The organism is Methylomicrobium lacus LW14, assembly GCF_000527095.1.
In the GTDB taxonomy this organism is placed as follows: Bacteria; Pseudomonadota; Gammaproteobacteria; order Methylococcales; family Methylomonadaceae; genus Methylomicrobium; species Methylomicrobium lacus.
This window is the reverse complement of the sequence record NZ_AZUN01000001.1, coordinates 1,213,928-1,226,774: the sequence shown is the minus strand read 5'-3', so window position 1 is coordinate 1,226,774 and position 12,847 is coordinate 1,213,928. Positions and strand designations below refer to the sequence as shown.

The following is a 12,847-nucleotide window of genomic DNA, read 5'->3' as shown; positions in this document are numbered from 1 at the left end:
CGGAACGGATGAAGGCCCTTAAACTGGCGTATAAAGCAATTTCGCAGGCGGAAGCCAGGTTTATCGTTTGAATTTCGGCAAGATGGCGATCGTTTTGAACCCGGCAGGCGCGGCATCTCGGGATGAAAAAGCGCAAACCGAAGGTGTAACGCAGTTAAGAGGATTGATACGCAGGCTAGTAGCTAACTTGTCAAAATATCGGCTAAAAAAATAGATTGATTCTATTAAAAATCAACAGCTTTTAGACTTAAGTTGATTAATTGCATGACCATGTATCTTGATTATGAATCTGCGCCGCAGCAGCAGCGGTGCCGTGACTATCTACCGGGTGAGGCTGGAATAATGCGGACTTCCCTTGATCCGATATGCCGATTCGGACCGTAAGAGAGAGGGGACAGCAACCCGGTGTCGAAGCGATCAATCTGTTCCAGTGCAGTGATCAGCTTTTTTCGGCTTAATGCCCTGCCTGTCTTTTGCAGTCCTTCCATTAACAGTCTGGCCGCACTGTAGGCGACGGCTTGCGCCGTCAGATGGTGGGTGGCGAGCTTGTGTCGTTTAATCAGCCGGAAAAACTCATCCGCCTGCGTTGGCTCGCGGGGCTGGGCCGGGAAAGACAGAAAAATTCTGTCGCGAAATGCCTCATTAAACACGTTCGATCCCGTCAATGCGCCGGAGACGAAAAGATAAGGTTTCGGGGCCAATCTTTCCACATGCTGCAATAGCCTGCGCAGGTCCAGATCGGAGCCAAAAAAGAAAATCACTTCAGGGGACGGCTGTTTTTCAAATTCTGCGGTAATCGCCTGTGGCTGGAATTGACTGGAGGGGTAGGCATATCGGGTAACGCGGCCTAAGCTACGAATCCGGCTTCGCTGTTCGATGGCATCAACTGCCTTTTGGATCGGTGCGTTTTCAGGGCTAATGACCATCGCCGCGGTGTTGTTGAGCTGCAATACGTCGGACGCATAATCCACCATGGCGATAGATTCGCTGTTAAGGCCCGGCAGCAGATAGAAGGCGGCCCGGCTGCGGAGAGTATCGTCTTCGGGAAATAACGTGTAAGGGCCGATCTGAGGAACACCCCGGCTCTCAGTCAACAACAGAATGTCTCGTTCCAGATTGGCGGCAAACGGTGCTATCAGGGCGAAGACAGGGTCGGCTTTTAACAGGCGCTGGACATTGCGGGTGGTTGAGTCGGCATCGCCGGTAAATTCGGCGACTTTCAGCCGTATCTTGCGGTGGTAAATGCCGCCTTCAGCATTGACCTCGGCAAAATAAGCCGACAGCATGGCTTTCATGGCCAGGCCGATAGCGGCCAATGGCCCGCGTGTCGGCAGCACGGTTCCGAGATCAATCGTCGTGTCGGTCAACCCCGGGTCCACATCGCTCGATAAACGCTTCAGGTAGGCGGTCAGATCGGCGCTGTCGCTGGCGGACAAGGTGTACCTCGGCATGGCGGCATCCAGCCGGTTGCCGGCCGGATCGATGCCGACGGTAATGGCCGTGATGAGGGTGTCGGCGGTAAACGCCGGATGTTTTCTGCCGTTGTCATGGTTGCGGCCATACGGCAGGGTCAGGTGCTCGAAGGTGATGTCAGGTGGTACGATGCCGCCTTCAGGCCGGCTCTCTCCGTCCTCGCCATGACAACCGGCACACGGCACATCAGCGCCGGCCAGTTTTGCCGACTCGGGCCCTACCAACGCCTGGACAGGCTTGCCGGAAGGACTGCCGCCGGTCAAATAAAGCTGCTTGCCGCGCGTTTCCGAAGCCGTCAGTGGCGCCGCCGATAGGGGCTGGCAGTATAAAACGGCCGCTAACAGCAGTAAACTAAGCGGATTCAAAGCCTGTATTGTACCCTCAGGATTTTGCATCGCGAGCGAGAAGCAGTTCATCGATCCTGGCGGCGATCGCGTCCGGACTGGACAAGCCGTTAAAACGCGTCCACACGCCGCGGGCCGGATCGCCAACCAGGATGACGGCCGCATGGTTGGTATAATCCCGGTTGTAGACGCCGAGGCCTTTGAGCAAGGCGTCAACATGGGTTTTCTCGCCGGTCAGCCAGACCCATTCAGGCGTGGCGTGAAAACGCTCCGCGTAGGCTTTCAAGCGTGCGGGTGTATCGGTTGCCGGATTGATGCTCAGCGATACCATGCGCACGTCTCGGGTCAGTTTATCCCCCAGCCGGCTTTGCAGTTTGGCGAAGATGGCCGAAGCGACAGGGCACGCCGTACTGCAGTCGGTATAAATGAAATTGAGCGCGATGATCCTGTCGCCGGCGATATCGCTGGCAAAGCGGACCGCTGCACCGTCCTGATTGCGCAGTTCCGGGTTCTGCAATTTAACCTTGGGCGATGCGGAGGGCGGCTCCCTCGGTGACGGATATGGCAATACGGCGCTCAGGCCCCCAGCCGCCAACAGCGCGATGACTACGATGGTTCCGAACCTGATTTTCATGGCGCCGGCTCCTTAAACTGAGTCCTGGCAAGCTCCGGCCGGATGGCGCGGAAAGTCAACACGGGCTGTTGTTCAAAAGTGAAATTCAGCGATAGCGACTGCGCGAACACCTGATACACGCCCGTATCCGGCGGCGTAACATCCGCCTGATAAATATGGTTGCCGAGCGGTTTGGCCAGCAGGCGCTGCTGCCCCAAACCTGGGACACGGATGACCAGCACCTGCAAATCGCTGACGGCGTCTTTCGCCGCCTGGTTGAGTTTGATCCGGATAGGCACCGACGTGCCGACCGGAATTTCCTTGTCGTCCAGCAAATACTCCACCGTGACCGGTTGCGTGCTTTGCCGGGCCAGTTCAGTATCGGGCGCGATGTCGGCGGCAAAACAATGATAGACCGGCGGGTTGTCCAGCAGGATAGAAACACTGTAACGGCCGGCGGGCGGCAGCTTTGCGGTGCCCGAATATACGCCGGGCGCGCTTTCCTGTGGGCTGCGATTGACGACCATGGCCGCTATCGGCTGCATGCCGAAGTTCTCGAAATTGCCCATCGGCGCGGCCATGCCTTCCATGTAGTAATACACGGTTTTATCGGCCGGATTGGCGACCACCACGGCATTACGCTCCGGCGTCGGCACAATGGCATCGGTCAGCAGCAAGCCGGATGGGCCGGGGGCGGCCTGACCGCCGGGAAAGGTCGTCACCGGCAGCGTTGTGTTTTTGCCCAGAGCGTCCAGCTGCAGCATGGTTACGGTTGCATTGCCGGTCGAGCGGACATAGGCGAACTGGTCCGTAAACGCGATCTGATCCGGCGCGGCGCCGACCTCGACAGTCTGGGTCAGACGGTTCAGCGAGGCATCGATGATGAACACCTTGTTGTCGGTCTGGCTGAGCGCGAAGCCCCAGCGGCCATCGGCGCTGAAGCGCAACGTTTTCAGCGGCGAGCCGGTCTCGATAGGGGCGCCGGCTTGCCCTTCGGCATCGACGACCCAGAGGCGGCCGTTTTCGGTGGCCGCGTACAGACTTTTACTCAACGCCGAAAATGCCAGCGCCACGGGCTGGGCGCTGCTTTTAACGGTATGCCGGCTGGCCAACCGGGCGATGTCGATCACGGTTACCGATTGATCGCCGGCATTGCTGACATAAGCCGTGCGGCTGTCGGCGCTGAAGGCAAACTGATGGCGGCCTGTACCCGTAGCGATCGCGGCCGCCACCTGGGATTTCTCCGTGTCGACGACGCTGATGCCGGCCAGTGATTTGCCATCGGATGCTTCAAGGCCTACCCACAGATAGTGGCCGTCCGGCTGCAGCGCCAGCTGGGTGGGCGGCGTCTCAAACGGCAGAAAGGCGGTGGCTTGCCAGGTTTCGGTATCGATCACGGCCACTTCACGGCTCAACGGCGTAGCCACATAGAGTTTTTTATGATCCTTGCTCAAGACCCAGACCACGCCGGGGCTGTTCAGCCGGATGCGCGTGATCAGTTTACTGCCGCCAAAGCCGTTGATCGGATCGATCACCGAGATGCTGGCCTTGTTGTTCAGCGCCAGCACGAAATAGGAGTTGAGGTTGACCTCGGGCTGAAAAGCCAGCTGGCTTTGCAGATAGGAATTGATGCGGTCCTTGCAGGACAGATCCTTTTCCTGCGGGTTTTGCCGGTCGAGCCAGACGGCCGGGTGCAGGCCCTTGAGAGGTTCCTAGCTAGAGGCCTCCTTGACCGTGAATTGCAGGCGAGCCGGCCGGCCCTCGCGGAGTCCCTTCGCCTGCTTTTCTTCTGTTACCGGCGCTATGGCCAAGGCGATCGACAGGCCGTTCTTGATGATTTCGTCGGCCGGCGGTTTTTTGCTAAACAGCGCTGCCCCGTATTCGCCGATTATGTAGAAAAGTCCGGTCAGGAGCATGGCGAGTAAAGCCAGGTTTCGATGGAACGTTTTCATAACAATATCCCTCTTGCGTCGGTATTGCCGGCAAAGAACAGTGTGCAGTCGCCGTTCGGCTGCACTCTGATACATTGGGTGAGGTCTTATTTGACCCTGAAAATACCCCACAAACCGCCGTCAAACTGGAACGAGGCCTGGTCTCTAAAGAGGTAAGCGCCGGGCGTTTTATACATACCGCCTGCGCCGTTGGTTAACAACAGATTCAGATGGCTGCCTGGTCCTATGCCATCTTGGGAGCCCTTCCATTCCGACCAGCTATTGCTTGCGATAACCGTTGAGGCACTGGTGAATGGCTCTTCCTGCCAGCCATGCCCATGCATCTGGAAGGAATGGTTACGCGAATGGCCGCCGGGTTGCAGTACGCGCAGCCGAACCTTGTCACCGGCCGTGCTCGTAAATACGGGCGTTTCCGAATCCCCTGTTAACACGCCGGTAAGATCCTTTTTGCATGTCAGTTCCAGCGGTTCATCCGGCGCGAAGTTCATGCGTGTCCACATCGGTTCGGTTCTGTAATTAAAGGCTTTCTGGCCGGAATCTTCGGCATCCTCCGCCTGGGCGGTGTTTTCGACCGCAATGCCATTTTGCTGCAGGTTCAGGTCATCCTGGATGATCAGCACATGTTCTCTGAAATAATTCCCGTCAGCCGTCTTTATTGTGGCTGATGCGCGTGTGTTGATGTCTTCGACCCAGCTCGAGCCTTGAGGTTCGATGATCATCGCGGCGATGGCACCCTTGCTGGTGTGCTTGATGCGATCTGCCGGCAGCAGATTGATCGCGCCGTATTCCACCGGTTCCGCGAAACGCAGCTCTTGGCCTGTCGCATTATCTTTGATCGTCGTCGCCCTGCCGGCATACCATTTATACTTGACCGTTTGACCGGGGGCCGCGACAGGCGGAGTACCCCCTGTCCATAGCGACGGATTGAAGCCGATATTCAGACCGCCGTTGCTCAGCGCATCAAACTCCAGCATCTGCGGCGTCAGCCCCACATAACTGGACGGCAGGATGTTATTGTTGTTGAAACCCTCGATGATCATCGGCAACGTGCTCCAGCCGTCGTGTTGCGTATTGCTTATGTCCGCTGGCAGGTGGTTTACCAGGTCCAGCGTAATGCAGTCTCCGGCGTGGGCGCGCAGAATCAGCGGCTCGACCGGAATGCCGGCTTTAAGCCGGTTGGTATTTTTGTCGAAATCGCCATCGCGAACGTACAAAATGGCGCCCGGATCTTCCAGTCGGGCCCTTTGGTTGTAAACCAGAGGACCGCCCAGTACATCACGAGCCAGGAAGGCATGTACCTTGAAGCCAAGCTGACGTGCGTTGGTGGGACAAAGGCCGTTCATGCCGACGCAATTGGTATCGCCTTTTTTACAGGTCTTCGGCGGCAATGCTTTCCCCTCCGGGTTGCTCGACAATTTAGCCAGTGTCGGGGCCGGGTATTGGCTGCTAAAGCTTCCTTTGCCGTTATAGGCCCGCATGATGCCCCACAAGCCGTTCCAGATGTCGTCCGTCGACGCGCCCGGAAAATAGGTGTAATCGGCCCAGGGCGTGTCTCCTTTGACGGCATTTACGGTCGGCACTTCGAACTCAAAGTGCTCGGAAATGCCCAGCATTTGCGCATTTTTATAGCCGGAGTTTTTCAGCGACGACTCGAACAGCCATTTGATCCCGTGCGCGCTGAAGTTGTGGCCTTCTTCGTGGGCGCCCATCAGAATCCGGATCTGGACCCTGTCGCCGGTATAAGCCTTCAGCAATGGTGTGAACGGATCGCCGGGCATGACATCTTTGGTTAATGGCCAGGAAAAAACATTCGGTTGACTGTTCAAGGCCTTCACGGCCCGGTCCGTGCGCGATTGGAACGCGAACGACAAATCGCCGGCCTGGCCCCGTGTCTGGCCCTTGCCATCATGAACACGCAGCGCGACCGGTTCGTTGCGGTAGTTCACGGTCATCGTGCCCGGCTCTTCAGCGGAAATGGCTTCTGGGCAGGGTCTCGGCGCACCGCCCGGACAAGTCGGCGCAACCTCTACCAGATCATGAAGGCCGGCCTCCTGTTTGCCCGGCGGATTGACCGGGGATCCGTCGTTGCGGGGTAAGCCAGCGAGAAATCGCCCATTTCCAGCAGGAACTCGCGGTAGGGTTTTTCGCCGCTGTTAGGGTCGGGTTCGATGATCGCTTGCCAGCTGGTCGGGCCTCCGTCTGAGCTCCTCGTACCCAGGAGCGTGCCATTCTCATTGTGCTTCCAGACCGAATTGGCCGGTTCGACGATCAGGCCGGCATAGAGCCCCGGATGCTGATGGGTGGATGGGCCGAAATGGTCATGCGTGAACACCGTGCGCAGGGTGCGATCCTGGCGATCATTGTTCATCACATTATCGGCATACCAGCGCTGTACCGTGGTTTGCACGCAGGAGCCGCCACCTTTTTCAAAACCGGCCAGATTACAGACCGCTGGCTTATCGGCTGCATTACCGTTTAGCTCCCGCCAGGCGCCTTCTCCCTTGTTATTGCCGATGGCCACCAGCCGCTCATGTACTTCCTCGGGGCTGAAGGTACCGTCTTCATAATTCCAGCCGTTGCCGGAACCGTCGGAGGAGGTGACGTCGAATTTGACCAGGTGGATATGCTGGCCAATGGTGTCGGTCGGCGTCGTCACCTGAAAATCATCCTGCCTATACACACTCGGAATCAGGTTGGTATGCTCAACGGTAATGCAATCGCCGCTGTTGGCTCTAAAAAACAGGGGTTCAGGAGGCCTTATCCGGTCAACGGTATCTGCGACATCGTCAAACAGGGTCAAGATGCGCTGTTGCGGGAAATGCCAGCCCACTTTGTTCATCGTGGTGTCCATCTGAATCGCGGCGACATGATAGAAACGGTCCTTGCCGGTCACGGCATTCTGAGCGTCGTCGATGCAGGGATCGGCAAACGGCGCACCCGGTTGCGGAGGCAGGCCATTGACCTTGAAAGCACCGCTGCCGCCGTCCGGCTTCGGGGTACTGTAGGCTTTTTGTCCGTTGCCGCCATGGAAAGACATGGCCTGACGCTCCCATGGCGTACCTTCGTCAGGGAGTTTTACGGCCGACAACGTAGTGATGATCTTGCTGAAGTCGTTTCGGTTTTGCGCACTGTTGGCGGTGCCGCCGGTGACTATGTGACGGGGCAGACCGCCGTCCGCAACCAGATCCATGGGCGGCTGTGGCGGCCGGTGGCCGGCAATGCCGGCAATGAAAAACGGATAGCCGGGATTACCGGATGCGACCTCAGGTAACTTGACCTGTCCGTCTGCGATTTCGACCTTAGCTCCGGGTTGCGGTGCCATGGCCATCGTCGGCAGGGGGACGAGAGCCGGTATCGGTGTTCCTGCTTTGATCTCATGATCGGGCAGTGCCCTGGAACCCGGTGCCGGCCGGCCGCATCGAGCACGGTGCCGGTTTCAAGGACGTCATGTACACGCCAGAATTCCCACATTCCCTGTGCGAAATGCGGATAGAAATGGCAGTGGAAAATCGAATCCCCCGGTGTCCGGTTGCGGTTACCGCTGCCGTGATAGGTGATTTCATAGGTGTAGCCACCGCCGGGTCCAATACTCTGGCTGTCCAGGTAGGCCGAGTTGTCGTTATCGGGTGAATGCAGCCATTGATGCGCATGCAGATGGAAGATGTGGTGCTCCTTGGGGCCGGCATGCAGATTCCTGAATTTGACCCGATCGTTCAGATAACTGTGATGCACATTGGACGGGTCATCGGGAAAATAGGCCTTGGTCGCAAACTGCGGTGTTTCGACTTTGCCAAGACCCCTGGCATTGATGCCTGCGGGGACATCCACGACCATGGCGGGATCGCCGAGTACCCAGGAGGTCAGGAAGAATTCCTCATACTTGCATTCGACGCAGTCCTTCATCGGCCCCAGCCCCAGGCGGTTGGCGATGACCTCCGAGCCGACACCGCCGGCACCGTAGTTGATGCCGAAGCCGTCCCGGACCCCATGCAGGGTATGGATAAGGACCGGATCGTTATACCAGGCCGGAAAGGCCTGCACGGCCTTCAGTTCGTCGTTAAAAATGACCGTGAACTCGCGGAATGGATCAAGACGGCCCGGATACACGGCATTGGTGGGTTCTACATCCGTGGTGAATTTGCCTCGGTTAGGGCCGGTGATGATCGCATTGAGATCCGAGTGGACGATGTTTTTGTTGCTATCGAGCATGTTCAGGATAGGGCGTCCGGCCAGAGGATGCAGGGCCGTGCCTTCAATCTTCCAGGTGTACGGAGCGGCGGGACTATCAGGAGCCGACACCTCCGAAGTTGGTGTAACAGTGGCTGAGCCATTGTCGGCATTAACCGCCGTGATAGTGCCCTCAAAGCCGACGCCGATCAGCTTTTTACCCTGATCCTGTTGCGTAAACCCGATATTGCTGGTCTCAAGTTCCGTGAAACCGGCATTGGTGTTCAGTTTTCCCATTGTCGCTTTATAGGTGCCGTCAGGATTCAGGACCAGATTGAGTCGCTCAGACGGTTTTCGGGTTTCAAATTGGGGATAAACGGCTCCATAGTCGATGACTGGGTAATATTTGCCGTCTGACTCTGACAGCGTCGATGATGTCGCGGCCAGGGCCAGGTCCTGCTCGGTGACTTGGCTGCGATACCATTCCGAGCCTCGGTTTTCGACGTTGATCGCGCCGAAAAGGCCGTATGCCAGCGAACCGCCATTGCCTTCGCCGCCGGTCATCGCCGCGGCGCTATAGGCAAAATAAGTGCCTTCTTTTTGGGCGTAAAAAATATAGGTTTGGTTTCCGCCTGGGCCTACCTGGCCGCTGCTATTGCTGCCGACACTGGATGCGTCGGACATGATGTCTTTCGGCTGCATGCCGATGACGTGAAACGAGGCGGCGCGCGTGGCCGGGCCGTCATCATTGCTGACCGGTGTGCCATTTGGGTTCGGGTCGCCGGGCTTAACCGGTTCCAGTAGAGAGCCATTCAGTGCCGGGCTTAACCAGTTGATGAAATTGACTTGCAGACAATCGCCTTCATTGACGCGTAAAGTCAATGGCCTGGGCCGTTTGCCGGGCCGCAACATGGCGTTGCCTGAGCCTGGGTTCGGCGCACCCGATAGATCAGTTACATCGGACTTCAACGCGTAAATCATGCCGGAAGGGTTCATCGCGCCCAGGCGGTTATAATAAAAAGTCTGATCCAGTGCGACGACATCGGCTATCACCGTATTCGTGCAGCCGGCCGCCCATGCCTGACCGGTATAAGCCAGCGCCAAGGCGAGTAGCGAGAGATTAATGCACCTTGCAGCCTGCCAACGCCCTTGCATTTCGGCGCCTTTTCCCGCTGTGGGGCCGGTAAAATGTTCGCCCTGTGGGTAGGCTTTCGGGATCGTCAGCGGCCCGATCCAGCCTGCGCTAGCCGCTTCAGCCAGCTTGGGAAGAAAGTTGCGTCCGCCAATCGCTGTCAGGCCAAGACCGGCTTGTTGAATGCCGTTGACCTCCTGCCTAGACTGAGCTATGGCCTTTCCGCATCGGCTGGCGTTCCTTATCTTATGTGTTTTCTTAAACATGACAAACCTCGTCTTTATTCTTGAAAAACCGGCCCCTTGCGGAGCCGGTTTTTTCTCTATGCATATCTGATATTAATTAACACCGATATTTTCCCTCTTAGCGCCTGTCGCAGAGGACCGCAAGCTGATAGGCGTCTTGCACGCAGGTCCTGGTTTTAACCGGAAGTCCCAGGTGCCATTGGGCGCGCCGGCGAGCACAGGTACCGCGGCGCCCAATTTATTGGTATTCAGATCGGCCGGCACCGTTGCGGTCAGATACAACTGGATACTGTTGTTCGTCTGCACTGAGCTGGTACCTCTGGCCCGCCATTCGCCTGAAGTCGCATTGATGACTTTGCATGTTGCGGAGGTTATCTGGATGTTCTCAGCCGCAACGACCGCCACCGTGACATGCGCCACCGGTGAAACCTGCCCATTGTCATTCGCTACGGTGTAATCGAAGCCGAAGTTACCTGCCGTCGCACCGGCCGCGAAAGTCACCTTGCCGGTTGCATCAGGAGTCGCCGTGCCGCCGGTGACGTTGGATACCGTTACCGACGTCGGAGCCAGCGCACCGCCATTGGCCGAGTCGTTGGCCAGCACGTCGATCACTACCGACTGATTCACGGCCACATTGACCGGTCCATCGGGATTAGCAATTGGCGCAGGCCCAGCCGCGGATGCCGCGACGGAGACTAATACCGTTGCCACATTGGACTGCCCGACGCTGTTGGTAGCCGTATATTGGAAAGTCACGTCGCCATTGACAGAGCCCGGCGTGTACGTGATGCTTGTGCCATTAACCGCCGCCGTGCCGGAACCCGCCGGGATTGCAGGTCCGACCAGTTGCAAAGACGTGATCGGAGCCGCCGCGTTCGCGACATCGTTGGCGGTAACCGGAATATCAAATGCCGGACCGCCCACGGTAGCCGTTGCGCTGTCATCCAGGGCCAACGGCACGCCAGCCCCGAGCGTGGTATTGACGCTTGTTGTTACCTGATTGCGCGCCACGATGAATGTACCACTGCCGTTGGCGGAAGATTTAACGGTCACGGTATCCGGCGGCGTGCCAATACCTGCCGCTGTCAGTCGGACTTCGGCCGGATCGGTAGCGTTACCGGTCGATGCTGCCGTATGAGTTGGGTACTTGGTTTCGTCGAGGCTCAATACAGGCGGAGAATCACTAACCAGTGGCGGTTGTCTAATAAAGCCCTTATCACTGCTGGTCGCGATAACGGTCAGCGTATCAGTAGAGTAATCGTAATTCGCCGATGACGCCGTCACGACATCGACCGCATCTTTCGTCACCATGCTGGGCGGCGTATCGGCGCTGTTGATGACCGAGATGGCCCCCGGCAACGTGCCGCTGGGATCCACCATGCCCTGGGCATAGTACTCCCCGAGCGCAGTCAGGCCGAACGGGATCATCTTGACCGGCGCTATGTTCGCTGCGGCCGCCGTCAACGAAGGATCTGGCTGACTGGGCAGTGCTTTGATGTTGCGGGCATACACATCGACCTGCGTGCCGGCGGTATCACGCCGGTAGAAGCCGTTGAAGATCTCCAGCGGACTGGGAATTGGGTTTGCCACAAAATCATGCAGGCGTCCCATCAGGCTGAACTGATCGGAACGAACGCACGTCCCGCTGGCCCCTTGGTCTCCCAGTATAATGGGTGTGACGCCGTCGGGCTGGAGGCCACAGATCTCTAAATAATTGGTGCCGAAGGGACTGCCGGTTACGAATTCCGTGGCGAGCCCATCCGACAGGAATTGAGCGCCATTAATGGTGATCGGGGCGAGTGGCGCGCCGCCGGCGCTGGCGGACCGTTGCAGGAAAGGCCCGACCCGGCTCTTCATTGCACCGTCAAACACGCCGCGTGCCACGCCGACGTCTTCGCTGAAGACGATGTCGCGATTGCCGGCAGAAACGGCGTCGACCGGGAAGGTCTCAACGCCGTAAGGATGCGTCACCGTGTAAATACCGGGCTCGGGAACACCCGCAAATACACGGATACGCGTGAATGTTATCTGATCGCCCACAACCACAGGTCCTACGGAGAAGGCCGCTTCCAGAGCCAGAACCAGGGTAGCCTTCTTGCCTCCCGGCATATCCATGACCGACGTGGCATTAAAGTAAAAGGCCTCGTCGGGGAAGTTGGTCGGAAAACTGTAGGGCGGATCGGGCAGGCCGGGTCCGACCAGTAAACAGGCATTCTGCTGCCCCGCGCCAGGATCGCTGGCATTGGGCAGGCAAAGGTCGAGGACCATGCCGTTCAGATCTTGATACCAAAGCGGAAAACCATGTCCCGCCGGAGAGGGGAGGTTGGTTGGGCCGACTCGCGCCAGGTCGGCGTGTGCGGCTAGGCTTGCCGTGGCGAGTGCAGCGGCAAACAGTGTGCGTTTTAGTTTCATTTTGAATACCTCATACTATGGCGTTTACTTTATTAAGGTTTTTTAGTAGGGCATCGGGCTCGAACTTATGGGTTGTTCTATGAGAATAAATTAAGCAACGCCCATAATTTTGCCTACATAGCGCAGACGCAATAGTTATGCCATATTACACAAGATATTGATTTATAAAATAAAAATCATGTTATGCGCGCTGGAGGAGATTCTTCGGAAGGGATGGCTGTAGTGTTTGGGATACAGAGAAGGATGTAGAAAGCGGCGGTAGGGCTTGTGGAGAGGCGAGACTGTATTTGCGTGCAGGCACCGATTCAAGTGTGAGTACACACGGATCAATTCCATTAAATCAGTCGCTTAGAGAAATTTAAAGGAGGAAAACGGCATTGTCGTTTGCACTTCAGAAATGATTGCAATCGTTTCGATCCTGGCAATGAAGCGGCACTGTGGGGTGAAAAAGAGCAAATCGTAGGTGTAACACGACTAAGATGATTGCCCCTCAGACTTGTGACACTCTT

8 protein-coding genes are annotated in these 12,847 nt (G+C 57.3%); all 8 read right to left on the bottom strand.

Annotated features, from left to right (window positions below; translation table 11 throughout):
* Window positions 1-317 precede the first annotated feature (317 nt).
* The 8 genes from METLA_RS0105500 to METLA_RS0105475 all read right to left on the bottom strand — a co-directional run bounded on the left by METLA_RS0105500 (window position 318) and on the right by METLA_RS0105475 (window position 12,338).
* Window positions 318-1,736 carry a cytochrome c/ABC transporter substrate-binding protein gene (locus METLA_RS0105500; RefSeq protein WP_161635386.1) on the bottom strand — a complete coding sequence of 473 codons (1,419 nt, stop codon included), beginning with the start codon at window positions 1,734-1,736 and terminating at the stop codon, window positions 318-320.
* A 118-nt stretch (window positions 1,737-1,854) separates the two neighbouring features.
* On the bottom strand, window positions 1,855-2,451 hold the full coding sequence (locus METLA_RS0105495; RefSeq protein WP_024297599.1) for an SCO family protein: 597 nt from the start codon (window positions 2,449-2,451) through the stop codon (window positions 1,855-1,857).
* On the bottom strand, window positions 2,448-3,998 hold the full coding sequence (locus tag METLA_RS0105490) for a YncE family protein (protein ID WP_024297598.1): 1,551 nt from the start codon (window positions 3,996-3,998) through the stop codon (window positions 2,448-2,450). Before METLA_RS0105490 ends, METLA_RS0105495 begins: the two co-directional genes overlap by 4 nt.
* Window positions 3,999-4,142: 144 nt before the next feature.
* A complete protein-coding gene (locus METLA_RS0105485; protein WP_024297597.1) occupies window positions 4,143-4,382 on the bottom strand; it encodes a hypothetical protein in 240 nt (79 codons plus the stop codon).
* Between the two features lie 86 nt (window positions 4,383-4,468).
* Window positions 4,469-6,334, bottom strand: coding sequence for a hypothetical protein (locus METLA_RS21325; protein ID WP_024297596.1), 1,866 nt, complete (start codon window positions 6,332-6,334; stop codon window positions 4,469-4,471).
* A 74-nt stretch (window positions 6,335-6,408) separates the two neighbouring features.
* Window positions 6,409-7,572, bottom strand: coding sequence for a hypothetical protein (locus METLA_RS21320; RefSeq protein ID WP_024297595.1), 1,164 nt, complete (start codon window positions 7,570-7,572; stop codon window positions 6,409-6,411).
* Complete coding sequence (locus METLA_RS21315) at window positions 7,533-9,947, bottom strand: cupredoxin domain-containing protein (protein ID WP_024297594.1); 2,415 nt, start codon at window positions 9,945-9,947, stop codon at window positions 7,533-7,535. The genes METLA_RS21320 and METLA_RS21315 overlap by 40 nt, the downstream gene beginning before the upstream one ends.
* Before the next feature lie 72 nt (window positions 9,948-10,019).
* Window positions 10,020-12,338 carry an Ig-like domain-containing protein gene (locus METLA_RS0105475; protein ID WP_152539387.1) on the bottom strand — a complete coding sequence of 773 codons (2,319 nt, stop codon included), beginning with the start codon at window positions 12,336-12,338 and terminating at the stop codon, window positions 10,020-10,022.
* Between the last annotated feature and the right edge of the window lie 509 nt (window positions 12,339-12,847).